Source organism: Kineosporia corallincola (assembly GCF_018499875.1).
Classification (GTDB): domain Bacteria; phylum Actinomycetota; class Actinomycetes; order Actinomycetales; family Kineosporiaceae; genus Kineosporia; species Kineosporia corallincola.
This window is the reverse complement of sequence record NZ_JAHBAY010000010.1, coordinates 226,866-250,422: the sequence shown is the minus strand read 5'-3', so window position 1 is coordinate 250,422 and position 23,557 is coordinate 226,866. Positions and strand designations below refer to the sequence as shown.

The 23,557-nt window shown below is 72.3% G+C and carries 19 protein-coding genes; 7 read left to right on the top strand and 12 right to left on the bottom strand.

Translation table 11 applies throughout. The features are described from left to right. Positions 1-16: 16 nt before the first annotated feature. Positions 17-1,978, bottom strand: coding sequence for a glycoside hydrolase family 3 protein (locus KIH74_RS23790; protein WP_214158344.1), 1,962 nt, complete (start codon positions 1,976-1,978; stop codon positions 17-19). A 119-nt stretch (positions 1,979-2,097) separates the two neighbouring features. Further along, entirely contained in the window at positions 2,098-3,207 is a 1,110-nt protein-coding gene (locus KIH74_RS23785; RefSeq protein ID WP_214158343.1) for an alpha-hydroxy acid oxidase, read from the bottom strand. Between the two features lie 155 nt (positions 3,208-3,362). Between KIH74_RS23785 and KIH74_RS23780 the strand changes: the two genes are divergently transcribed. The 4 genes from KIH74_RS23780 to KIH74_RS23765 all read left to right on the top strand — a co-directional run bounded on the left by KIH74_RS23780 (position 3,363) and on the right by KIH74_RS23765 (position 6,606). Next, positions 3,363-4,022 carry a TetR/AcrR family transcriptional regulator gene (locus KIH74_RS23780; protein WP_214158342.1) on the top strand — a complete coding sequence of 220 codons (660 nt, stop codon included), beginning with the start codon at positions 3,363-3,365 and terminating at the stop codon, positions 4,020-4,022. 223 nt (positions 4,023-4,245) lie between these two features. Beyond that, positions 4,246-4,929: a radical SAM protein gene (locus KIH74_RS23775; protein WP_308113980.1), complete on the top strand. Its 684-nt coding sequence runs from the start codon at positions 4,246-4,248 to the stop codon at positions 4,927-4,929. Positions 4,930-5,010: 81 nt separating this feature from the next. Then, entirely contained in the window at positions 5,011-5,655 is a 645-nt protein-coding gene (locus KIH74_RS23770; RefSeq protein WP_214158340.1) for a hypothetical protein, read from the top strand. A 21-nt stretch (positions 5,656-5,676) separates the two neighbouring features. Beyond that, positions 5,677-6,606, top strand: coding sequence for a metallophosphoesterase family protein (locus tag KIH74_RS23765; protein ID WP_214158339.1), 930 nt, complete (start codon positions 5,677-5,679; stop codon positions 6,604-6,606). Positions 6,607-6,762: 156 nt separating this feature from the next. Here KIH74_RS23765 and KIH74_RS23760 read toward each other — a convergent pair whose 3' ends face one another. The 3 genes from KIH74_RS23760 to KIH74_RS23750 are packed head-to-tail and all read right to left on the bottom strand — an operon-like array spanning position 6,763 to position 10,599. Then, positions 6,763-7,911 carry a DNA glycosylase AlkZ-like family protein gene (locus tag KIH74_RS23760; protein ID WP_214158338.1) on the bottom strand — a complete coding sequence of 383 codons (1,149 nt, stop codon included), beginning with the start codon at positions 7,909-7,911 and terminating at the stop codon, positions 6,763-6,765. 21 nt (positions 7,912-7,932) lie between these two features. Next, on the bottom strand, positions 7,933-9,321 hold the full coding sequence (locus tag KIH74_RS23755; protein WP_214158337.1) for an FAD-binding oxidoreductase: 1,389 nt from the start codon (positions 9,319-9,321) through the stop codon (positions 7,933-7,935). Positions 9,322-9,333: 12 nt separating this feature from the next. Next, a complete protein-coding gene (locus KIH74_RS23750; protein WP_214158336.1) occupies positions 9,334-10,599 on the bottom strand; it encodes an APC family permease in 1,266 nt (421 codons plus the stop codon). 85 nt (positions 10,600-10,684) lie between these two features. Between KIH74_RS23750 and KIH74_RS23745 the strand changes: the two genes are divergently transcribed. Further along, positions 10,685-11,635 (top strand): GlxA family transcriptional regulator, encoded by a 951-nt coding sequence (locus KIH74_RS23745; RefSeq protein ID WP_214158335.1) that lies wholly within the window; start codon positions 10,685-10,687, stop codon positions 11,633-11,635. A 21-nt stretch (positions 11,636-11,656) separates the two neighbouring features. On the opposite strand, the gene KIH74_RS23740 is transcribed toward KIH74_RS23745, so the two are convergent. Then, complete coding sequence (locus KIH74_RS23740; protein ID WP_214158334.1) at positions 11,657-13,852, bottom strand: malate synthase G; 2,196 nt, start codon at positions 13,850-13,852, stop codon at positions 11,657-11,659. 464 nt (positions 13,853-14,316) lie between these two features. Here KIH74_RS23740 and KIH74_RS38865 point away from each other — a divergent pair, with 464 nt between their 5' ends. Continuing rightward, positions 14,317-15,672 (top strand): M15 family metallopeptidase, encoded by a 1,356-nt coding sequence (locus tag KIH74_RS38865; protein ID WP_214158333.1) that lies wholly within the window; start codon positions 14,317-14,319, stop codon positions 15,670-15,672. 303 nt (positions 15,673-15,975) lie between these two features. Continuing rightward, positions 15,976-16,326: an RNA polymerase-binding protein RbpA gene (locus tag KIH74_RS23730; RefSeq protein ID WP_214158332.1), complete on the top strand. Its 351-nt coding sequence runs from the start codon at positions 15,976-15,978 to the stop codon at positions 16,324-16,326. A gap of 171 nt (positions 16,327-16,497) precedes the next feature. On the opposite strand, the gene KIH74_RS23725 is transcribed toward KIH74_RS23730, so the two are convergent. The 6 genes from KIH74_RS23725 to kamD all read right to left on the bottom strand — a co-directional run bounded on the left by KIH74_RS23725 (position 16,498) and on the right by kamD (position 23,517). Next, positions 16,498-17,151, bottom strand: coding sequence for an FxsA family protein (locus tag KIH74_RS23725; RefSeq protein ID WP_308113979.1), 654 nt, complete (start codon positions 17,149-17,151; stop codon positions 16,498-16,500). Next, positions 17,034-17,855: a polyprenol monophosphomannose synthase gene (locus tag KIH74_RS23720; protein ID WP_214158330.1), complete on the bottom strand. Its 822-nt coding sequence runs from the start codon at positions 17,853-17,855 to the stop codon at positions 17,034-17,036. The genes KIH74_RS23725 and KIH74_RS23720 overlap by 118 nt, the downstream gene beginning before the upstream one ends. A 19-nt stretch (positions 17,856-17,874) precedes the next feature. Beyond that, positions 17,875-20,004: an apolipoprotein N-acyltransferase gene (lnt, locus tag KIH74_RS23715; protein WP_246572954.1), complete on the bottom strand. Its 2,130-nt coding sequence runs from the start codon at positions 20,002-20,004 to the stop codon at positions 17,875-17,877. 417 nt (positions 20,005-20,421) lie between these two features. Next, entirely contained in the window at positions 20,422-20,811 is a 390-nt protein-coding gene (gene kal, locus KIH74_RS36900) for a 3-aminobutyryl-CoA ammonia lyase (protein ID WP_214158329.1), read from the bottom strand. 355 nt (positions 20,812-21,166) lie between these two features. Next, entirely contained in the window at positions 21,167-21,949 is a 783-nt protein-coding gene (gene kamE / locus KIH74_RS23705; protein WP_214158328.1) for a lysine 5,6-aminomutase subunit beta, read from the bottom strand. Continuing rightward, positions 21,946-23,517, bottom strand: a complete 1,572-nt coding sequence (kamD, locus tag KIH74_RS23700; RefSeq protein WP_214158327.1) for a lysine 5,6-aminomutase subunit alpha — start codon at positions 23,515-23,517, stop codon at positions 21,946-21,948. The genes kamE and kamD overlap by 4 nt, the downstream gene beginning before the upstream one ends. Positions 23,518-23,557 lie beyond the last annotated feature (40 nt).

Sequence of the window (23,557 nt, the reverse complement as noted above, 5' to 3'; positions counted from 1 at the left end):
AGTCAGCCGAAAAACGTCACGAGGTGCGGGTGGTCAGCCCGTACCCGTAGGGATAGGCGGGCCGGTAGTCCTTGTCGCCCACGTTGATCGGCTCCTGCGCCGCCGTGGCCGGCCAGGTCACCGGCAGCTTCCCGGTGAAGGCCCGCTTCCCGAACAGCACGTCGGCCACCCCGGCACCCTCGGTACCGGGCAGCCAGGAGGCGACCAGGGCGTCCACACCCGACGACGTCGAGACCACCTGCGGTCGCCCGGAAACCACCAGCACCACGCACTTCCCGACGGCCGCACAGACCCGGTCGACGGTGGCCTGGTCGCCCGGCTGCAAGGCGAGTGACTTCTCCTCGCGCGGCACCCCGCCGTCCGCCGGGTCCCACGGCCACTCCGGACCGCCCACGTCGCCGTACCCCTCGGCGTACGGCGTCTCACCGACCACGACCACCGCCACGTCGCTCCCGGCCGCCGGCGCGGTGCCGTCCTCGCTGTAGGTCACCTCGGCCTTCGGCGCGACCTCCCGGATCCCCTCCAGCACCGTGGTACCCGGCTGCTGGTTCTCGTTGCCGGAGAAGCCCTGCCAGGTCAGCGTCCAGCCGCCGGCCTGGTTGCCGATGTCGTCGGCATTGCGCCCGGCCACGTACACCTTCGCGTTCTTCTTCAGCGGCAGCAGGTTTCCGCTGTTCTTCAGCAGCACCTGGGACTGCGCCACGGCCCGGCGGGCGACGGCGCGGTGCTGCGCCGAGCCGATGTCCGCGATGCCGCTCCGGTCGGCGTACGGGTTCTCGAACAGGCCGAGCTCGAACTTCTTGGTCAGGATGCGCGAGACCGCGTCGTCGATGCGCGAGCGCTTCACCCGGCCGGCCTCCACCTCGGCGGTCAGTGTGGTCACGAACTCCCGGTAGCGGCTGGGTTCCATGAACATGTCCACACCGGCGTTCACGCTCGCCGTCACCTGCTCGGCGAAAGTTCCCGGCAGCTGGTCGATCGCGTTGTAGTCGCTGATCACGAACCCGTCGAAGCCGGTCTTCTGCTTCAGCCACCCGGTCAGGAGTTCCTGGTGGGCATGCATCTTCACCGGGTTCCCGAGCCCGTCGTCGGTCCAGTCCACGCTGGAGTACGACGGCATCACCGAACCGACGTCGCGCTGCTTCACCGCCGAGACGAAGGGCGCCAGGTCGATCTGCGCGAACCGCGCCCGGCTGGTCCGCGTCACACCCTGGTCGATCGGGTACTCGCCGCTGCCCGTGCCGTAGACCGTGTCGCCGTCACCGGCGAAGTGCTTGGCGGTCGCCAGCACCCGGTCCGCCTGCTTCAGGTCGGCCGTGCGGGTGCCCTGGAAGCCGTCGATCGCGGTGGTCATCGCGGTGACCAGTTCCGGTGTCTCGCCGAAGCTCTCGTAGCCGCGACCCCAGCGCGAGTCGCGGGTGACGCACAGGCAGGGCGCGAAGACCCAGGGGACGCCGGTGGCCCGGGTCTCGGCGGCGGTGACCTGCGCGGCCTGGCGCACCAGGGCCGGGTCACGGCTGGCCCCGAGCCCGATGTTGTGCGGAAAAATGGTCGCCCCGAGCAGGTTCCCGTTGCCGTGCACCGAGTCCACGCCGTAGATCATCGGGATCTTCAGCCGGGTGGCGAGCGCCTCCTTCTGGAAGCCGTCCACCATGTCCGCCCAGGCCTGCGGGGTGTTCGGGGTGGGCACCGAGCCGCCGCCGGAGAGTACCGATCCCAGGCCGAGTTCCGTCACCGCCCCGGTGTCGGTGGTCAGCGGGGCCCGCTCACCCTGGGTCATCTGGCCGATCTTCTCGGCCAGCGTCATCCGGCCGAGAAGATCGGCCACCCGGGCCCGCACCGGCCGGTCCGGGTCGAGGTAGGGGGCGCCCGAGTCGGCCCGGGCGGCCCCGAGCGGAGCGAGGACCAGGGCGAAACCGGCCAGGGGGGCGACGATTCCGAGCCGGGCCCGGAGCCTGTGACGCTTTCCGGAACTCATGGGGCACCTCCGCCTCGTCGCGGCGGCGGCGCTGCTTCCTTGCAGCCGGAGGACGACACCGCGACGCGCGAAATACTCCCATATCGGACATCATCCGGTAACCCTCCGTGCGAGGGTTGTCACATCGGCGTATCCGTGCCGTCCAGCCGCACCAGGGCACCCGGCCCCAGATCCCGCACCCCGCCGTGCCCGAGCAGGGTCAGCACCGTGCGGATCTCGTCGTGCAGCAACGACAGCACCCGCTCCACCCCGGCCTGCCCGCCGGCGGTCAGCCCGTAGGCGGCGAGCCGGCCGATCACCACCACGTCCGCGCCCAGGGCCAGGGCCTTGACCACGTCGGCCCCGCGCCGCACCCCGCTGTCGAACAGCACCGGCAGCCGGCCGTCCACGGCGCGGGCCACCTCGACCAGGGCGTCCAGCGCGGCGGGCACCCCGTCGAGCTGGCGCCCACCGTGGTTGGAGACGTAGACGGCGGCGGCCCCGGCCGCCTCGGCGGCGAGCGCGTCGTCGGCGGTCATGATGCCCTTGGCGATCCAGGGCAGGTGGGTGTGGGCCATCAGCGACGCGAGCCGTTCCCACGACCAGACCACGGCCGAGCGCTCGAACAGCTGGCCGAACACCTCGATCAGCCGGGTCTGCCCGTCGTCCGGGTAGTTGCCGCCGACGAACCGGGCGTCCAGGTCGAAGGCGTTGCGCAGCACCCGTTCCCGCCATCCGCCGGTCGGGCAGTCGACGGTCAGGCAGATCGCCTGGCACCCGGCGTCCTCGATCCGCCGCAGCATGCGCAGAAAGTTCTGCTCGGGCCCCATCGGGTGCAGCTGCGCGATCCGCGCGGCCTTCGGCGCGGCCTGGACGACGTCCTCGAGGGAATGGGTGCCCGCCTCCGGCACGACGAGGGCGATGCCGGCCGCCAGCGCGGCCCGGGCCACCGCCTTCTGGCCGTCCGGGTGGAACAGCCCGTCGGCACCGAACGGCGAGGTCAGCACCGGCATCGCCAGGTCGGTGCCGAGCAGGCTGGTGGACAGGTCGGGGACGTCGAGGCCGCTCATCACCCGCTGCCGGAAACCCCAGCGGGAGAAGGCGGCCCGGTTGGCGGTCAGGGTGCCCTCGTCGCCGGCGCCGCCCTCGAGAAAGTCGGCGACCTCGGGGGCCAGCCGGGAAAGCGCGGTGAGGCGGATCTGCGAGAGCGTGGACATCTCGGGGGTGGAGACCGATTTGAAGGCGACCATCGACACCAGCATCCCTCAGTAGAGTTGAGAAGATGTTCTCAACTCTAAGCAGAAAATCCGGTCAAATACCCCGTGAGACGAGAACTTTTTCGCATCTTCATCCGGCTTAACGCCCAGGACATCCGCACCGGCGAGGGGTGGGAAGATTGACAGCGATGGCAGGCGACAACCTCCGGGCCGACACGCATCGCACCCGGCAGAAACTGCTGGACGCCGCGGGCGAGCTGCTGCGCGAGCGCGGCCTGGCGTTCACGCTGCCCGATCTGGCCCGGCGCTCGGGAGTCTCGACCGCCACCACCTACCGGCACTTCGACGACGTGCACGCCGTCTACGACGGGTTCTACCGGCGCACCCAGAACGTGCTGCTGGCACGGCTGCACGCCACCCGCGACACCGCCGACCCGCTGCGCGCGTTCGAGGTGACCTGCCGGGAGTGGGTGCTCAGCGCGATGTCCTGGGGCCGGGCCGCCACCCACATCCGCAGCGCCCGGGGCTACCTGGAGCGCATCCGCGACGGCGACGACCCGTTGCTGGGCGACCTGGACAGCACCCTGACCGCGGTGGTGCGCCGCCTGGTGGAACACGGCGAGCTGCCCGACGTCGACCTGCGCTACTCGGTGCTGATCTGGATCACGACGTTCGACGAGCGGGTGATCGTCGACCTGTCCGAGACGCTGCGCTGGGGCCCGGAGAAGATCGCCGAGACCCTCGGCCGGTCGGTGCTGGCGGCCTGGGTGGCCTCGCCGGGCTGGATCCCGGACCTGACGGCCACGCCGCGGGCGGCACGAACGGCCCAGAACGATCACGGATCGTGATCGCGTCGACACGCACCATGATGCTGAAAATCTGTTCGCATGAACGGATCTGAGCATTTGGGACGTGGATCAAGGATTGCGGCAGAATTTTCCGCAACCCCGTGTTAAGCACCCCTTACACATGTGATGATGCGGGGCAGGAGGGCCGCATCGTCACAGGAGGGTCACCATCAGTACCGCCAGCGAATATCCGCTGACTGCGGTCCGCGCACGTCCATCACTCGTGGTCGCCGGTGTCGTCGGACCAACCGTTCATGCCCAGGGCCGTTCCGCCGGCCGTCGTTGTGTCGTCGTCCAGATGGGCGGCTGCAACCTGTCCTGTTCGTGGTGCGACTCGGCCTTCACCTGGGACACGTCACGCTTCGACCTCGCCCGCGAGGTCGGGTACTGGAAGATCGAGGAGATCGCCGAGACCGCCCGCTCGGCCAACACCCCGCTGATCGTGATCAGCGGCGGCGAGCCCCTCCAGCAGCAGACCTCCCCGGCCTGGCCCCAGTTCCTGGAGCTGCTGGGCGGTTACGAGATCGGGCTGGAGACCAACGGCACTTTCCCACCCACCGAGCTCACGCTGAACCGGGTCAGCTGGGTCACCGTCTCGCCCAAGCTCTCCCACTCCGGCGACCCGGCGTGGACCCGCATCAACCGTGACGCGCTGATCGCCTGGGGCCGGTGCGCCCAGCAGTTCGACATCGACTTCTCCTTCGCCGTGCGGGATCTCAGTGACATCGAGTCCGCCCTCCAGATCGCGAAGCTGCACGAGCTGCCGATCGACCGGATCTGGATCGTGCCGGAGGCCACCACGGCGGCGCTGTCGATCTCCCGCCTCGCCGAGGTGTCGGAGGCCGCGGTGCAGGCCGGGTTCAACGTGTCCGCCCGGCTGAGCGCACTCACCAACATCCAGAACTAGTGGACGACGCCGGGCCGTCACGGCCCGGCGTCGTCCACAGGTGTGCCCGGGTGGGCCCGCGCCCGTTTAGGGTTCTCTCTTGTGACCGCCGACCAGATCAGCTACCTCCGTACCCGCGAATGGCACCTCAACGTGATCGTCGAGAACGGGCGTGGTGCCGCCGCCCTCCGCGAGGAGGAGAACGAGTACTGGAGTGCCGCCGACGGCCGGGTGCGCATCCTGGAACAGCGGCCCGACAGCCCGACGGCCGAGCACTCCAACCGTGGCTCCGGCGTGGAGTGGGCACCCGGGCTGCCCACCGACGTCCCCGGTCTGCGCGCCTACCTGCTGAAAGACGCTCCCGCGGCCAGCCGTGGCGTGCCCGAGACGCTGGTGCTGATCGCCTCGGTGCAGCGTCTGCACAACCAGGCCGTCCCGCCCGCCCTGGCCCGCGCGTTCTTCGAGGTGCTCACCGCGCAGCCCGACCTGATGCGCACGGGCGAGGTCACCGACCGCGCCGGGCGGCCCGGTGTGGGCCACGCGTTCGACTTCTCGTTCGGCCCGAAACGGCGCCTCACCCTGATTTTCGACGAGACCTCGGGTGCGCTGCTGGCCACCGAGGAACTCATGCTCGAGCCGGGACGCCTGCGGGTCGAGGTGCCGGCGGTGGCCAGTTACGTGCTCTACCTGGAGCAGGGCTGGGTGCCGGGCATGAGCGACCGGCCGGTGGCCTCACCCGCCCGCTGACCGGAAGGTACCGTGGGCGTCGTGCCCACCCCAGCGAAACTGCTCGCCGTCAGTGACCTGCACATCGGCTACCCGGAGAACCGGGCGATCACCGAGTCGCTGCGCCCCGGCAGCGACCAGGACTGGCTGATCGTCGCCGGTGACATCGCCGAGAAGGTCGCCGACGTCGAGTGGACGCTGCGGCTGCTGGCGGGGCGGTTCGCCCGGGTGATCTGGGTGCCCGGCAACCACGAACTGTGGACGCACCCGAACGACCCGGAGACGGTGCGGGGCCTGGAGCGGTACGAGCGGCTCGTCGGCATCTGCCGTGAGCTGGGCGTTCTCACCCCGGAAGACGAGTTCGCGGTCTGGACCGGCGACGGCGGCCCGGTGACGGTCGTGCCGATGTTCCTGCTCTACGACTACTCGTTCCTGGCGCCCGGCACCAGCACCAAGCAGGAGTCGCTCAAGGTCGCCTACGACACCGGGGTGGTCTGCTCGGACGAGCGGTTCCTCGACCCCGCGCCGTACCCGGACCGGGAGTCCTGGTGCGCCGCACGCATCGACTACACCCGCGGCCGGCTGGAGGCCCTGGAGCCCGGCACCCGCACCGTGCTGATCAATCACTGGCCGGTGGAGCGGCACCCGAACGACATCCTGCGCTACCCGCAGTTCGCGCAGTGGTGCGGCACCACGGCCAGCGCGGACTGGCACCGGCGTTACCGGGCCGACGTGGTGGTCTACGGCCACCTGCACATCCCGCGGCGCACCTGGCTCGACGGGGTGCGGTTCGAGGAGGTCTCGGTGGGCTATCCGCGCGAGTGGCGGATGTGGGGGCAGCACGAGTGGCTGCGCCAGGTGCTGCCGCTGCCGGAGGGTGTGACGGCGCCGGAGAGCGGCACCGACACCAGTTTTCAGCGGCTGTGGCCCAAGCCCGAGCCCGAGCCGTCTGCCGCGTCGTCAGAGGCCTGACCACGGGCGGGCTGGCCCCGGCGGCAGTGACGGCGGCTCTCGCCGCACCCTGACATACGGCGACCTCCGCCGCACACCACCGCCGGGTACTCAGTCAGACTTCGCAGACGCCCGTTCGGTTCCCGGGTTGCTCAAGATTCTTTCCGGCGGCGCGAATCACCCCGTGCTCACGGTGAAATCAGCGGCACCACGCGTCGGCGCGATCAGCGCGGCCTCCGCCTCGATCCGCCGCATCAACCGCGTGGGGACGTCGTCCGGCGCGCTCAGCGTGATCTCCAGAACCCGGCCCCGGCCGAGCCTGGCCCTCCAGGTGCCCGTGACGTCCCCGTCCACCAGCAGCACCCCCGGGTTGCTCAGCGCCTTGTACACGTCCTCGCGGCGCCGCGCGTCCGGCACCACGAGTTCCCGGTCGCGAACGCCCAGCCACGGGTCACCGCCGGGCAGCAGGCGCACGTGTCCCGGCAGGCCGGCCGAGGTCAGGTCGCCGAGCGCCTCCTCCGGCATCCAGGCCCTGCCCACCGGCGTGGTCACCGGCACGAGACCCGGTGGCAGAAACGGTTTCAGGGCCGTCACCGACATCCCGGCCCAGGCGGCCAGCGCCGCGCTGCTCGCCGGCCCGTTGACCAGCAGGTACCGCGACAGCATCGCCCCCGGACCGCTTCCCCCGGCGGCCGGCACCCGGGGCACCCGCAGCCGCGCGGGCAACGGCGCCAGGTGGGTGGACCGTCCCCGGGTCAGCACCTCCACCCCGGCCGCGGCCCCGACCAGCTGGAACAGCCCACCGCTGACGTGCCGGGAGGCGCAGGCCGGGCAGTCGAAGTTCAGGTCGTCCGGCACCGCCGCACTGACCCGCCGGCTCACCTCGCCCTTCGGCACCCCAGAACCGGCAGGGCCCTCGTCCACGGCGTCGCGCAGGGCCTGTGCCGCCACCCGGAACGCCTCCAGCCCCCGGCGGGCGCCCTCCCGGATCCGGGGACTGATGATGCGGCGGGTGGCGTCCTCGTCGTCCACCGGCCAGCCGGCCGTGGCCAGCGCCCGCAGATCGGCCTCGGCATGCAGGTGCGGCGCGCCCCGCCACGACCACACGACGCGGGTCCCGGCCGGCCGCTCCGGCACCCCACGGACCGCGAGCGCGGTGTCCGCCGTACCCGCGGGCGTGTCCTGCACACCGATCCCGAGCAGCCCACCCAGCCCGTGACCCGGCCCGTGACCCGGCCCGTGACCCGGCCCGGCGGTCCGGTCCAGTCCCTGCGCCCGGAACCGGTACCCGAGCACGTTCTGCCGGGTGACGACGACAGCAGCCATGCCGCAGGTTCTACCAGCACCTCACAGCACGGCGCCGGGATTCATGATGCCCAGCGGGTCGATCGCCGCCTTCACCCGGCGGCTGAGGTCCATCACGTCCTCGCCCAGCTGCACCGCGAGCCAGGGCTGCTTCAGGCGTCCCACCCCGTGCTCACCGGTGATCGTGCCGTCCAGCTCGATCGCCAGGTCCATCACCTCGCCGAAGGCGATCTGCGCCCGGGCCGCGGCGGCACCGTCGGCCGGGTCGAAAACGATGAGTGGATGCGTGTTCCCGTCACCGGCATGGGCGATCAGCGCAATGATCACCTCGCGGGCCGCGGCGATCCGCTCGATCCCGGCCACCAGCGCGGGCAGGCGTGGCACGGCCACCCCGACGTCTTCCAGCAGCAGCCGGCCCCTCCTCTCCAGCGCCGGGATCGCCTGGCGCCGCGCCACCGTGAACGCCTCCCCCTCGGCCGGGTCGTCGGTGGCCAGCACCTCGCCGGCGCCGTTCCGCTCGCAGGCCGCCACGATCAGCGCCAGTTCCCGGTCGGCGGTGCTGCCCTCGGTGTCGGTGCGGGCCACCAGCAGGGCGGCGGCGTCCCGGTCCAGGCCCATCCGCAGGCTGTCCTCCACCGCGTTGACCGTGACCCGGTCCATGTACTCCAGCATGGCCGGGCGGATCGCCGAGGTGATGTCCACGATCGCCCCGGTGGCGGCCCGCGTGCTGCCGAACGAGGCCACCACCGTGCGCGGCGGCGGCTGTGGCGGCATCAGCCGCAGCGTCACCTCGGTGATCACGCCGAGTGTGCCCTCGCTGCCGACGAACAGTTTGGTCAGCGACAGCCCGGCGGAGTCCTTCAGCCGGGGCCCACCCAGCCGCAGCGCCCGGCCGTCGGGCGTCACCACCTCCAGCGCCAGCACGTAGTCCGTGGTCACGCCGTACTTCACGCAGCACAGACCACCGGCGTTGGTGGCGACATTGCCACCGATGGAACAGATTTCGTACGACGAGGGGTCCGGCGGATACCACAGCCCGGCCTCCGCCGCGGCCTGTTTCACCTCGGCGTTGAGCAGGCCGGGCTGGGCCACGGCCACCCGGCTGAGCCGGTCCACGGTGATCCGCCGCATCCGCTCGGTCGACACCACCACGCTGCCCGGGCCGGCCGTGCTGCCGCCCGACAGGCCGGTGCCGGCACCGCGCGGCACCACCGCCACCCGGTGCCGGGAGGCCCACCGCAGGGCCGTGACCACCTGCCCGGTGCTCTCCGCCCGCACCACCGCCGAGGGGGTGCCGGTGCCCGGGTCGCCGGAGCGGTCGGCCCGGTACTTGCCGGTCAGATCGGGATCGGTGACCACGACCCCCTCCGGCAGCGCGGCCACCAGCTCGTCGAGCGCGGTCCGGGTCGGCGGTGCGGGCACACGGGTCATGGCGCCGGCTCCTCAGCGGTGAGGGGACTTTCCGGCACCATACGTGAGCGCCGCCGCCGCGACGAGAAGTGCCCACAACAGATGGACGCCGGTGGCCGCCAGCAGCGCCACCACCGTCACCGCCGCGGCCGCCGCCACCGCCCGCGCCCGCCCGGGCTCCAGAAGGCGCAGCGCGGCGGCGGTCCCGACCGCGTACACGGTGACGAACAGGCCGTTGGTCGCGAGCACCACCGGGTTCAGGTCCACGCCGGTGACGGCGACGACCGCCAGGACCAGCAGCACCCCGGCCAGGTTCACGGCGAGGCTGCGCCGTGGCACCTCGCCCGCCCGGCTCCCCCTCCCGAGCCAGGCGGGCAGGGCGCCGTCGCGGCCCAGCGCCGCGCCGAGTTTGGCCGCGCCCGCGTAGTAGGCGTTCATCGCGCCCAGCGTCAGCAGCACCGCGGCGGCCGCCGCCAGCGGCCGCGCGCCACCGCCGAACGCGGCGGCGAGCAGTTCCCCCAGCGGGGCGGGGCTGTTCGCCGCACCCGGTCCGAGCACCAGGATCACGGTCACGGCGACGGCCAGGTAGATGACGCCGACCACGGCCACGGCCACCGCCGTTGCCCGCACCAGATCCCGGGCCGGGTCCCGGAACTCGCCGGTGAGGTGGGTGATCGCCTCCCACCCGACGAAACTCCAGACCAGCAGGGCCGCGGCCGGCCCGACCGCCGTCCACCCGTTCGGCGCGAACGGCCGCAGGTGGGCGGTGTCGGCACCGGGCAGCGCGAACACCACCGCCGCCAGCAGAAAGGTGACCAGCAGCAGCGTCAGGGCGAGCTGGGCGCGGCCGGAGACCCGGACACCGAACCAGTTCACCCCGGCCGCCACGAGGGTGAGCACCAGAGCCGTCCCCACCACGACGGGCCGGCCACCGCCCACCGCGCCCTCCACGTAGTACCCGGCCACCAGCGAGGCGACGGTCGAGCCGGGCGGCACGGCGGCGTAGAAACACCAGCCCACCACGGCCGAGGCCCGGTGCCCGAAGGCCAGCCGCGCGTAGTGCGCCACCCCGCCGGCGTCCGGGTGCCGGGCCCCCAGCGCGGCGAAGGTGAAGGCCAGCGGGGCGCTGGCGATCACCATGAGCACCCAGGCGATCAGCGACGCCGGGCCGGCCTCGTCCGCCGCCAGGGCGGGCAGTGCGATCACCCCGGTGCCCAGCACCGCGCCGACGTAGAGGGCCGTGCCCTGGCCGAGGGTCAGCCCGGCCGCCGGGGCGGTCCGGGTGGTCTGCGTCTTCATGGCCCCCATTCACGCGGAGACCGCCCGGCGCCGACAGTGGCAGAAATGCCCTTCACGGCAAGATTCCTGCCAGTACCGTGAACCCGTGCACACCGTCGCGCTGGCCCTCACCGACGGCATGCCGGTGTTCGAGTTCGCCGTGCCCTGTGAGGTCTTCGGCATCGACCGGCCCGACCTGGCCGATCCCTGGTACCGGCTGCGGTTCTGCGGCGAGCGGCCCAGCTACCGCACCGCGGCCGGCCTCACCGTCACCCCGGACGGCGACCTGGACCTGCTGGAGCGGGCGGACACGGTGCTGGTGCCGGCGATGGACCGGGCGCACCAGCTGAACCCGCCGCCGCGGCTGGTGGCGGCGGTCCGGCGGGCCCACGAACGCGGCGCCCGCATCGTCTCCATCTGCGCGGGGTCCTACCTGCTGGCCGAGGCGGGCATCCTGGAGGGACGGCGGGCCACCACGCACTGGATGGGTGCCGCCGACTTCTCCGCCCGCTACCCGGGCGTGCGGTTCACCCCGGAGGTGCTCTACGTCAGCGACGGCGACGTGCACACCAGCGCCGGCACCGGCGCGGCCGTCGACCTGTGCCTGCACCTGGTCCGGCTCGACCACGGCGTGGCGGTGGCCAACGAGGTGGCCCGGCGCATGGTGGTGCCACCGCACCGGGACGGCGGTCAGCGGCAGTTCGTGCCGCCGTCCCGGCTGACCGGCACCGGCGACGACCCGGTCGGCCAGGCCCTCGGCTGGGCCCTGGACAATCTCGGGAAGCCGCTCACCGTGGCCGATCTGGCCGCCCGCGCGCACCTGGCGCCGCGCACGTTCGCCCGGCACTTCCGCGAGCGGGTCGGCGGCACCCCGCTGCAATGGCTCATCCAGCAGCGGGTGCGCCTGGCCCAGGAGCTCCTCGAGACCACCGACGAGCCGATCGAGTCCATCGCCCGCACCACGGGTTTCGGCTCGTCGGCCGGCCTGAGGGAGCACTTCCGGAAGATCGCGACGATCTCCCCGTCGGGATACCGGCACCTGTACCGGCATCCGTGACGACCTCGCGGACGCCGGCCGCTACCCGACCGACAGCCCGGTGACGTGCGTCATCGAGGCCACCGCCTTGGCCGCCCGGCGGCGTGCGTGCAGGATCGGCTCGGTGTATCCGCTGGGCTGCCGCGCCCCGAGCAGGATCAGGTCGCTCGCGGCCAGGAACGCCTGGCTGTTCTCCAGGTCGGCGGTCATCGGCCGGTAGGCCGGGTCGCCCTGGTTCTGCCGGTCCACCACCGCGGCCATCCGGGCCAGGCTCTCGCGCACCTGTTGCTCGCCGATCACCTCGTGCCGCAGCCAGTTCGCCAGCAGCTGGCTCGAGATGCGCAGTGTGGCGCGGTCTTCCATCAGTCCGACGTCATGGATGTCGGGCACCTTGGAACACCCGATGCCCTGGTCGACCCAGCGCACCACGTAGCCCAGGATCGACTGGCAGTTGTTGTCGACCTGCTCCGCGCGCACCGCGTCGTCCCACTGCGACGGGTCGCCGAGCGGGATGCGCAGCAGGTCGGCCACACCGGTGCGGCGGCCCTGCCCGGCCAGTTCCGCCTGCACCGCGGCCACGTCCACGTCGTGGTAGTGCAGGGCGTGCAGGGTGGCGGCGGTCGGCGACGGCACCCAGGCCGTGGTGGCGCCCGCCCGTGGCTGGGCGATCTTCTGCTCGAGCATGTCGGCCATCAGGTCGGGCATCGCCCACATGCCCTTGCCGATCTGCGCCCGGCCCGAGAACCCGCACGCCAGGGCGACATCCACGTTCTGTTTCTCGTACGAGGCCAGCCAGTGCTGCGTCTTCAGGTCTTCCTTGCGCACCAGCGGCCCGGCCTCCAGCGAGGTGTGGATCTCGTCGCCGGAGCGATCCAGGAACCCGGTGTTGACGAACACGATCCGGTCGCGGGCCGCGGCGATGCAGGCGGCCAGGTTCAGCGAGGTGCGCCGCTCCTCGTCCATCAGGCCCAGCTTGATCGTGTTGCTGGGCAGCCGCAGCAGTTCCTCGGTGCGCTCGAAAAGCGTGACGGCGAATGCCACTTCGTCCGGCCCGTGCATCTTCGGCTTCACGATGTAGACCGAGCCGGTGCGGCTGTTCGCGCCCGACCGCACGCCGGGCAGCGCGGCCAGCGTGGTGATCACCGCGTCCAGAATGCCCTCCGGCACCTGCGATCCGGTGGCGTCGAGCACCGCGTCCGTCGTCATCAGGTGACCCACGTTGCGCACGAACATCAGGGACCGGCCGGGCAGCGTGAGCTGCTCGCCGTGGTTGGTGGGCACCGCGTACACCCGGTCGGGGTTCAGCGTGCGGGCGAAAGTGCTTCCGCCCTTGGACACCTCGGCGGTCAGGTCGCCGCGGCTGAGCCCGAGCCAGGTGCGGTAGTCACGCACCTTGTCCTCGGCGTCCACCGCGGCCACCGAGTCCTCGAAGTCGACGATCGTGGTGACCGCCGACTCCAGCACGATGTCTTGCACGCCCGCGCCGTCGGTACGGCCGATCGGGCCCGTCCGGTCGATCACGATCTCCACGTGCAGGCCGTGGTGTGTCAGCAGCAGGCTGTCCGGCTGGGTCGCCGTGCCGGTGTACCCGGCGAACAGCGACGGGTCGGACAGCGTCGTCTTGCCGGAGGGAACGTGCACGACCAGCTCGCCGCCCGCCACCGAGTAGCTGCCGGCGTCGGCGTGGCTACCCTCGGCCAGCGGCGCGATCCGGTCGAGGAACGCCCGCCCGTAGGCGATCACCTTCTCGCCGCGCACCGGGTTGTAGCCGCCCCCGCGCTGCGCGCCGCCGTCCTCAGCGATCACGTCGGTGCCGTACAGCGCGTCGTACAGCGAGCCCCAGCGGGCGTTGGCCGCGTTCAGCGAGTACCGCGCGTTCGACACCGGAACCACCAGCTGCGGGCCGGCGGTGCGCGCTATCTCGTCGTCCACACCGCTCGTGCCGATCGGCGCCGGCGCCGGCTCGGGCACCAGGTAGCCGATCTCCCGCAGGAACGCCTCGTACTCCGCCGCGTCGAACCCCGGGTGCGCGTGGTGCCAGCCGTCGATCTCCGCCTGGAGCCGGTCGCGCTCGGCCAGCAGCTCACGGTTGCGCGGGGCCAGGTCGGCCACCAGCCGCTCGAACCCGGACCAGAACGCCTGGGGGTCGACCCCGCAGGCGCTCAGCGCCTCCCCCTCGACGAACTCCTTGAGCAGGGTCGCGACCTGGAGCGATCCAAGGGCTGTGTACTCGGTCATCTTTCCGCCTCACGCGCCAGGGGTTCAAGGGCGCCCACCACTTTATGTCGTCCTGCGGAGCTGTCGAGGGCCTTAGTCCACGCCCTGGTCAGCCGTCGGTCACCGGCCCCCGCACGCCGGACCGGGACATACCACCACCGACCGGCAGCACCCCCGGGTCGCCGTGGACCGACGGTGACGACCGGGGGCCGCCCACCCCGCCCCACCACCTTCCGGCCGGATCGACAGGGCGGCCGGCCCTGACGCACACCGCTTCCCCCAGGCCCGCTCCCGTCGCTCGCGCTGTGCCCGCACCCCGCACCCCGCACCCCGCACCCGGACATCGCCCACTCCGGCCCGCCCTGGGCCTGCTCCGCCCGGGTGATCCTGCCCGGCCCTCGTCGTCCCCCGTTCAGGCGTCCCCCGTCCGCCCCGATCACCAGGAGGTCGGTAACGGTGGACGACGAGGGCGGGGAGATCCGGCGGTGGGTTCCAGGAAGCGGAGGGCCGGGCGGCTCCTGGGCGTCTGCGGCGGGCTGGCGCTGACCCTGGGCTGTGTCCTGAGCACCCCGTCGACGCTCGCCCCCGGGGCCGCTCCGATCGCCGCACTGCGGGCGGCGGACCCGGCCGACCAAGGCGCCCCGGCAAGCCGAGGCGCCTCGGGCGACCGGACGGATGCGGGCGGTCCGGCCGGTGCGGGAGCCCCGGCCGTCGAGCAGGAACCCACGCGGGCCGAGCTGGACGCCCAGGCCCGCGAGACCAAGCGGCTGCGGGCGCAGGCCCGCAGCCAGGCCGGTGACGTGCGCGACGCCGAGCAGGACACCCGGGCCGCGGCCCGGCTGGCCGGCCAGGCCCTGGAGGACTACACCGTCAGCCTGCACGCCCTGCGGTCGGCGCAGGACGAGGAGGAGCGCCGTGACGCCGCGCTGACCACGGCCACCCGCGCCGCCGGCCAGGCCCGGGCCCGGGTCACCCGGTGGGCCCGGCAGGCCTACGAGGGCGGCTCCGGGCTGAACGCCAGCCCCATGCTGAACACCCTGCTGGGCACGAACGGCGCCGCGCCGGCCGGCGGCGGCCTCGACGTCACCCTGCGCACCATGCGGCGGATCGGCGAGAACCGCTCCGCCGACCTGCGGGCCGGGCGCGACGCCCAGGACCGGGCCGAACGGGCTGCCGCCGACGCCGCGATCGCCACCCGCACGGCGAACCGCGCCGCGGTCGCGGCCGACCGGGCCCGCACGGCGGCGGACGCCGCCGTCACCCGGCAACGGCGGATCCTGGACGACGCCCAGGCCGCCCTGGACTCCACCAGCCGGCAGGCGGACCAGGCGCAGAAGGAGGAGCGGCGGTTGCGGGCCGCCCTCCAGGCCCGGCGCACCCGTGAGACCGGCGGCAACCAGGTCACCGGGCAGACCGGAACCTGTGCCGGCGCCGACGACATCGCCCGGTACCCGAACGGCAACATCCCCCTGGCCGCGCTCTGCCCCCTGGCCTCCGCCCCCGGCCACTACCTCCGCGCCGACGCCGCCCACGCCTTCGACCGGCTCTCCGCCGCCTACGCCGAGCACTTCGGCACACCGATCTGCGTCACCGACTCCTACCGCGACCGCGCCACCCAGGTCCGTCTCTACGCCACCAAGCCCGGCCTGGCCGCCCGCCCCGGCACCAGCAACCACGGCTGGGGCACGGCCACCGACCTGTGCGGCGGCGTGCAGAACTTCGGCACGCCCGAGCACGAGTGGCTGTTCGCCAACGCCCCGGTCTTCGGCTGGTTCCACCCCGCCTGGGCCCAGCCCGACGGCTCCCGGCCGGAGGCCTGGCACTGGGAGTTCGGCGGGTGAGCGGGCAAACGCGCCATCATCGTCCGGGTGAATGCCCGCGGCGGCGCGCCCCGGCGGCATATCCGGCACCTGCGGTTATCGCACGTGACCGAGCGCGAGATTGTGACGCAAAGCAACAGGGCAATGACTACATGCTGAAATATTTGCCCAGACCCCTGTCACAGTGGAATAACGCTCTGTACCCTCTGGTTGACGAAACGAGTCGTCCGATGAACGGGCAACGACGATCATCACAGGAACATCTCGCCTGAGCACGGCGTTGTGCGCTTGTGAGACTGGCCGTCAGTCGCGGAGGGAGCCGTCATGGGTGAGCGGAGCATGCGCGGGACGCGCCTTGGAGCCTCGAGCCTGGAGAGCGAGTCGGGTATTCAGCCGGCCGCCCGCCAGGACATCACATACCACTGCAAGAACGGGCATTCCATCGTCGTTCCGATGGCGATGGAGGCCGAGGTGCCCTCGCTCTGGGAGTGCCGCTGTGGCGAGTTCGCACTGCGCGAAGACGCCGAGCGCCCGGAGCCGAAGGCCACCAAGCCGGCCCGCACGCACTGGGACATGCTGATGGAACGTCGCACCACGGCCGAACTGGAAACGCTTCTGGAAGAACGGCTGGCGCTGCTGCGTTCCGGCCGGTTCGCAGGACGCCGTTCGGCATAGCGCGCAGGCGCCCTTACACGAGCAGAGCCCGGTTTCCCTCCACGCGGGGAGGGAAACCGGGCTTTCTCGCGTTCAGCCCAGATCCTTGAGGACGACGAGACGACCGCCGACAGCAGGGCGCCGGCCCGGGAACCGGGCGCCCCGCCTCCGGGCGGTGTGAGCACGGGGAGCTCAGCGGCGCGGATCGTCGTCCACAATTTCGCCCTCGATCACGTCGTCGCGACCGAAGCCCGGGCCGAATCGGCCACCGCCCCCTGGTGCCCCCGCCGGGCCCGCCGCACCGGGTCCCGCAGGACCGGCGGGCCCGAACTGCGGGCCGCGCACGAAGGCCGTGCGCACGGCGGCCTGGTCGGCGGCCGCCCGGCGGAAGAACCGCTCGACCGGACGGCGTGCCACCGGCCGGGTGAACGGCAGCAGCAGGAGCAGCGCCACCACGTCGGAGCAGAAGCCGGGCAGGATCAGCAGCACCCCGGCCAGCATCAGCACGGCAGCGTCGGCCAGATCACGACTGGGCGGGGTGCCGGTGCGGGCGGCGGCGTTCACCGCCCGCCAGGCGGCGCTGCCCTGTCGCCGGACCACGAACGCGCCCAGCACCGACATCAGCACCAGCAGGCCGAACACCGCGAGAGCGCCGACGGCGCGGCCGACCTCGATCGCCACGAACAGTTCCAGCACCGGCAGCAGCAGGACCGCCGCCAGGATCCACCTCAGTCGGCCGGAGCCCCGGCGCTGCTGCTGCCGCTGTCGCCCCGGCTGCTGCCGGACGTACGGCCCAGCTTGCGGACCTGCCTCACCACCTGGGTGCTCCGGTACCGGATGCCCCACCGAGTCACTCGCCACAACGCCTCCACCACGATCGCCTGGTCCATCTTGCTCGTCCCGTGCTCTCGTTCAACGAACGTGATGGGCACTTCGTCCACGCGCAGACCCCGCCGGATCGTGCGCATCGTGAGATCGACCTGGAAGCAGTAACCCTGCGAGTTGACCCGGTCCAGGCCGAGCTTCTCCAGGGCGGTGCTGCGGAACGCGCGGAAGCCCGCGGTGGAGTCCTTGATGTGCAGGTTCAGGGCCAGGGCCACGTACACGTTGGCGCCCCAGCTGAGCAGGCGCCGGCGCCGTGGCCAGTTCACCGAGCTGCCGCCCGCCACGTAGCGCGAGCCGATCGCCAGGTCGGCGCCGGCGTCCACCCGGTCGAGCAGGTCGGGCAGCTGCTCGGGCGGGTGCGAGCCGTCGGCGTCCATCTCGACGATGACGTCGTAGCCGTGCTCCAGGCCCCAGTGGAAGCCGGCGATGTAGGCGGCGCCCAGGCCCTGTTTGCCCTCCCGGTGCAGCACGTGGACATGATCGTCGGCCGCGGCCAGGCTGTCGGCGAGCTCGCCGGTGCCGTCGGGGCTGTTGTCGTCGGCGACCAGTACGTGGGCGGAGGGTTCCGCGCTGCGCAGCCGGCGCAGGATCAGCGGCAGGTTCTCCAGCTCGTTGTACGTCGGGATGATCACCAGTACCCGGCCGGACCGGGCCTGCGTCGTCATACGGGGAGGATCGCCTCTCTCAGCTGTTGATGGTGCTCTGGGCGCGCGTGCGGCGGCCGCGCCGGGCGACCACCCCGGTACCGATCACCAGGCCGAGCGCGAGCGCGGTCAGGATCCACTCCGGCCACTCACCCACCCGGGTGGCGATCGTCTGCTCGGACCGCAGCGGGACCGTCGCCTCGAGCACCTCCTGGGTGTAGTGGCCGGAACGCTCGACCACCGTTCCGTCGGGGAGAATGATGCCACTGACGCCGACCGTGCTGATGTTCACCACGGTGCGGCCCGACTCGATGGCCCGCAGCCGGGACTGGGCCAGCTGCTGCACGCTCTCGTCGGTGTAGCCGAACGTGGCGTTGTTGGTCTGCACCGCGAGCATGGTGGCGCCGGCCTTCACGGCGTCGCGCACCAGCCCGTCGTAGGCCACCTCGAAGCAGATCACGTCGCCGACCTGGACGTCGCCCATCCGCATCACGCCGACCGGGTCGTCGCGCAGCTTGTCGCCGGAGATGAAGTCGCTGCTGATCAGGTCGACCTTGTCGCTGAACAGCCGGAAGAAGCCGCGGTAGGGCATGTACTCGCCGAACGGGGCGGGGTGCCGTTTGACGTAGGTGCTGTCGTCGCCGGTGCCGGCGCCCTCGCCGGGGCGCCAGACGATGCCGGTGTTGGACACGTACTCACCCGGGCCCTGCACCACGGCGCCGACCAGGACCGGCGCGTCGATCTGGTCGGTGGCGCCGCTGATCTCGGCGGCCGCGTCGGCGTTCAGGTAGGGGTCGATGTCGCTGGCGTTCTCCGGCCAGAGCACCACGTCGGGCTGTTCGGTCTCCCCCGACCGCACCCGGGCGGCCAGGTCGAGCGTGGCCTGCACGTGGTTGTCGAGCACGGCACGGCGCTGGGAGTTGAAGTCCAGCCCGGCCCGCGGCACGTTGCCCTGCACGGCGGCCACGCGGGTGGTGCTGTCGCCGTCCGTGGGCAGGGGGATCAGCGCGCCGAACCCCATCACGGCGAGCGCCGCGACCAGACCCGTGGCCGGCAGCACCAGACGCCGCACGACGCCGGCCCGGCCGGCCCCGACAGCCTGGTCGGCCTGGTCGGCCCGGTCGGCCCGGTCGGCCCGGTCGGCCCGGTCGGCCCGGTCGGCTTGGTCGGCTTGGTAGGCCTGGTCGGCCTGGTCGGCCCGGACGGCTTGGTTGGCCCGGACGGCGGCGACCGCGGACACCACCGCTACGGCCAGCAGGGTGCCGGCCACCGCCACGGCGAAGGAGACCAGCGGGGCGCCGCCGAACGAGGCGAGGGCCGCGGTCGGGGCGTCGGACTGGGAGAAAGCCAGGCGGCCCCAGGGGAAGCCGCCGAAAGGCCAGCGGCCGCGCACGGCCTCCTGGGCCACCCAGATCCCGCCGGAGGCCAGGAGCAGCCCGGCCAGGCCCGCGCGGGTCCGGCGGACCCGCCAGACGCCGGGCAGGAAGGCGCCCATCACGGCCAGGTAGACGGCTTCGACCACGCTGAGCGCGATCCACGGCAGGGCGCCCACGTAGATGCCGATCCACGGGATCAGGCGCAGGAAGAAGACCACGCCGAAGACGAGACCGAGGAGCGCGCCGAACTTCTTGCTGACGCCGAGCGTCGCGATCATCAGGCCGGCCACGCCGACCGGGGCCAGGGGCCAGATGTCGATGCCCGGGAAGGCCAGGTAGAGCACGAACCCGCTGACCCCGGCCAGCACCAGCCGGGCCCAGGCCAGCCGGCCCCTGGGCGTGCGGAAGGAGCCGGCCAGAGCGGGACCGGCCGCGCGCAGTCCGCGCCGGGGAGGGGCGGGGCGGGGCGTCGCTGTCGCGGCCCCGGTCGCGTTGGCGGTCGCGTTGGCGGTTGCGTTGGCGGTTGCGTTGGCCGTGGCGGCGACGCCGGGCCTGCCATCGGTCACAGCGGTGGGCGCGACGGTGAGGGTGCTCTCGGTCACGGAGCCGGACGAGCCGGCGGGCTCATCGCCCGCGGCGGATGCCTCAGTGACAGAGGTCTCGGCGGCCAATGCCTCGGCGACGGATGCCTCGCCGGAGCCGGAGGGTTCGCGGGTGAGGACGGCCGGGTCGGTCCGGTCCTCACGGCCCGTGGTGCTGCCGATACCGGGGCCGACCACGGCCGATTCGCTCATCCCGCAAGAGTACGGGAGCCCGCCGGGGGACTGAACGGGCGCTGGCCGAGGACGGACCGCCTGGCGTGAAGGCCAACCGAGACCAGCGTTACCTACTTGTCGAACCGGCAGGTGTCCGGCCGGGACCGCTGTGCCCTTCGGACCGCCGTTGCCCGCACTGGATGCACGGACAACACCGTTGTCTACTGAGCGCGCGGCCCCGGCCGACGTCCCTGGCAATCGCTGCGTAACGCGTCGATTGCGCCGTCGAGGCTAGTGAACTCCGGGCCGGTCGACAATTCGGGCCTCTGACCTGCGACTTTACAGGGTCCCCGCAGGTCAGGACGTTACCTGTGAGACTGTAGTGCAGATCGGCCGAACGGACCGTTTCTCTCGGTAACGGCGTGTCGACCTAAAGTAATTACAAGCGTGGGGTTCTCACCTTCCGGGCACCACCACCGTACCGACTGCCCGGATCGCGACGACGGGCGGCTCCAGAACCTCCGCCGCCGACGTGCCCAGGTCGGGTCGGCCCCGGCAGATCACAGCCGCCACGAACTCGATCTCCCGCGAGCGCCGGCCCACCCGGATCACCGTTCCGGACGTCTCCAGCACGTCACCGGCCCGGATCGGCGCCAGGAACTGCACGGACGTGTACGAGGCGAACAGCCCCTCGTCCCCGTCGGTGCGGATGCAGATCTCGGTAGCCACGTCACCGAAGCAGGCCAGGCCGAAGGCGCCGTCCACCAGATCGCCCGCGTAGTGCGCCTGCGCCGCGCTGACGTACCGCTTGTGGACGACGACGAGCCCCAGCCGCCCGTCACCCACCTCCGCCCCCTGGGCTGCTTCCTCGCGAGGGCCCGCACCGCCGGCCCCGCCCGTCTCCCGCCCGGTCACTCCGCCGGCCTTCTGCCCATGGTCGCCACTCCTCGCTCGCTCCGTGCCCGTCGCCGGCCACGCCGCCGCCACGTCGCCGCCCCGCCGCCGTTCCACCGTTGTTCCGCCCCCGCCCCGTCGTTGCCCAGCCGCTACCCCGCCGTTGCCACGCCCCACCGTCCGACCTCAACGCCACGCCCGCTCCGGCCCGCCTGCCCACATCGTCCTCACCCCGCGCCGTCCTCACCCCGCGCCGTCCTCAACCCGCGCCGTCCTCAACCCGCGCCGCCCTCACCCCGCGCCGCCCTCACCCCGTGCCGCCCTCACCCCGTTCCGCCTTGCCCCCGCCTCCCGCCAGGGCATGCGCAAGATAGGAAGCCACCTCGCCCGGCGTGGTGCCCCGGCCGAAGACGCGGTCCACGCCGAGGGCTCCGGCTGCGTTCTCGTCGAACCGCGGGCCGCCGGCAACCAGCAGCGGCCGGCGCCCGGCGGGATAGGCCTCGGAGAACGCCGCGGCCACCTCGCGGGTCGTGGTCAGGTGGGCGTCTCTCTGCGTGACCACCTGGGAGATCAGTACCGCGTCGGCCTTCTCGCCCCGCGCCCGCTCGACCAGCTGCGGAACAGCCACCTGGGCACCGAGATTCACCACCCGCATCTCCCGGTAATATTCCAGGCCCTTCTCACCCGCGAATCCCTTGATGTTGAGGATGGCGTCGATGCCCACGGTGTGTGCGTCGGTGCCCACGCAGGCACCGAGAACCACCAGTTTGCGCCGCATCCCGCCGCGGATCACGCTGTTCACCTCTTTCGGCGACAGCAGCGGGTAATCTCGCTCGGTCACGGTGACCGCCGACAGGTCGACCAGGTGCCGCACCGGCCCGTAGACCACGAAGAAGGTGTGCTCCGGCCCGACCGCCCGGGAGTGCACCACCATCGCCGGGTCGATCCCCATCGCCGTCGCCAGCTGGGAAGCCGCTCCCTCGGCCAGTTTTCCGGCCGGGACCGGAAGCGTGAACGACACCTGCACCATGCCGTCGCCCGTGGTGTCGCCGTAGGGCCGCACCAGACGCGGGCTGTCCGCAGCGCTCACGGTGACCCCTCCAGCGCCTCGACAGCCGGATTCACATATCCTTCAGCGCGTTTCACCACGCCGTCGAGCCCTCGCCCACCGTCGGAGGGGCGGCGCATGCCGGCGAACGTGCCGTCGCCGATCGCGGTGAGCAGGCTCTCGTCGACGATGCGCTCCAGCAGCCCGATCGCCTCACCCAGCACGTGCCGGGCCCGGGTCGCGATGAAACCGTCGGGTGGGGGCCGGAAATCCTCGGTGAGCCCCTCGCAGGCGTCGAGCACGTAACGCACGTTGGCCAGGGCCAGGTCACGGTCGGACAGCCAGGGCGTGACCACCGCCTCGGTCATCATGCCGACCAGCAGGATGCCCTGCCCGGTGAGCGCCCCCGCCAGGTTGAAGAACCCGTCGAGCAGGTAGCCCCGGAACACGTCGCCGGTCATGTGCCGGGTGGGCGGCATCCACTTCAGCGGGGCCGTGGGGAACAGTGTGCGGGCGAGTAGGGCGTGCGCCAGCTCCAGTCGGAACGACTGCGGCACGGCCGGATCGATCTCGAAGGCGTGCCCCAGGCCCATCAGCTCGTCGGGCAGCCCGGCCTCGCGGGCGAAGAACTCGTTGAGCAGCTGCGACACCGTGACGGTGTGCGCGGCCTCGACCGCGTCGGCCGTGGTGAGGTAGTTGTCTTCGCCGGTGTTGATCACAATGCCCGCGCGGGCGTGGATCTGGCGGCTGAAGCGCTGGTCGACGAACGTGCGCACGGGGTTGATGTCGCGGAACAGGATGCCGTACATCGAGTCGTTGAGCATCATGTCGAGACGCTCCATGCCCGCCAGCGCGGCGATCTCGGGCATGCACAGGCCGGACGCATAGTTGGTGAGCCGCACGTAACGGCCCAGTTCGCGGCTCACCTCGTCGAGAGCCGCCCGCATCAGCCGGAAGTTCTCACCCGTGGCGTAGGTGCCGGCGTAGCCCTCGCGGGTGGCGCCCTCGGGCACGTAGTCGAGCAGACTCTGCCCGGTGGAACGGATCACGGCGATGACGTCGGCACCGGCCCGGGCCGCGGCACAGGCCTGCGGAATGTCTTCGTAGATGTCGCCGGTGGCCACGATCAGGTAGATCCACGGGCGACGGGGTGCGTCACCGTGCCGGCGGATCAGGCGCTCCCGCTGCTTACGGGCGCTGTCGATACGGCGGATGCCGACCCCGACGGCCTTGCGGGCGGCGGCCCGCGCCCGGATCAGGTCGCGCCCGGCCGGGATGCGGAACCCCCCGCCGCCGGTGGCCGCCTTCTGCGCCAGGGTGAGCAGGTCGGGAGCCTGGCCGCGCACCAGAGCATCCCAGATGGGCAGTGCCGCACCGTGTTCCAGACCGGTCTCCTGCCGCACCGCGTCGACCAGGCGGTTCACCCAGGGCACCCGCTCGGCGTCGGCCCCCTCCAGCCCGGCCAGCCGCACCGTGGCCCGCTCGACCGAGACCGTGGTGTGGGTGGTGGCCAGGCGCACGATGGGACGCCCGGCCCGGCGGGCGAGCGCACGGGCCCGCCGGACCTCGGCCGGGTCCAGACGGATCAGCGCACTCTGACTCGTTCGCACGGAAGAATCATCGCAGAAGCCATGATTTTCAGGAAGACTT

What these genes read in the sequence shown, in the direction of transcription:
- KIH74_RS23790 (WP_214158344.1), bottom strand. Translation starts at nt 1,978, where the DNA reads ATGAGTTCCGGAAAGCGTCACAGGCTCCGGGCCCGGCTCGGAATCGTC.
- KIH74_RS23785 (WP_214158343.1), bottom strand. Translation starts at nt 3,207, where the DNA reads ATGGTCGCCTTCAAATCGGTCTCCACCCCCGAGATGTCCACGCTCTCG.
- KIH74_RS23780 (WP_214158342.1), top strand. Translation starts at nt 3,363, where the DNA reads ATGGCAGGCGACAACCTCCGGGCCGACACGCATCGCACCCGGCAGAAA.
- KIH74_RS23760 (WP_214158338.1), bottom strand. Translation starts at nt 7,911, where the DNA reads ATGGCTGCTGTCGTCGTCACCCGGCAGAACGTGCTCGGGTACCGGTTC.
- KIH74_RS23755 (WP_214158337.1), bottom strand. Translation starts at nt 9,321, where the DNA reads ATGACCCGTGTGCCCGCACCGCCGACCCGGACCGCGCTCGACGAGCTG.
- KIH74_RS23750 (WP_214158336.1), bottom strand. Translation starts at nt 10,599, where the DNA reads ATGAAGACGCAGACCACCCGGACCGCCCCGGCGGCCGGGCTGACCCTC.
- KIH74_RS23740 (WP_214158334.1), bottom strand. Translation starts at nt 13,852, where the DNA reads ATGACCGAGTACACAGCCCTTGGATCGCTCCAGGTCGCGACCCTGCTC.
- KIH74_RS23730 (WP_214158332.1), top strand. Translation starts at nt 15,976, where the DNA reads ATGGGTGAGCGGAGCATGCGCGGGACGCGCCTTGGAGCCTCGAGCCTG.
- KIH74_RS23720 (WP_214158330.1), bottom strand. Translation starts at nt 17,855, where the DNA reads ATGACGACGCAGGCCCGGTCCGGCCGGGTACTGGTGATCATCCCGACG.
- lnt (WP_246572954.1), bottom strand. Translation starts at nt 20,004, where the DNA reads ATGAGCGAATCGGCCGTGGTCGGCCCCGGTATCGGCAGCACCACGGGC.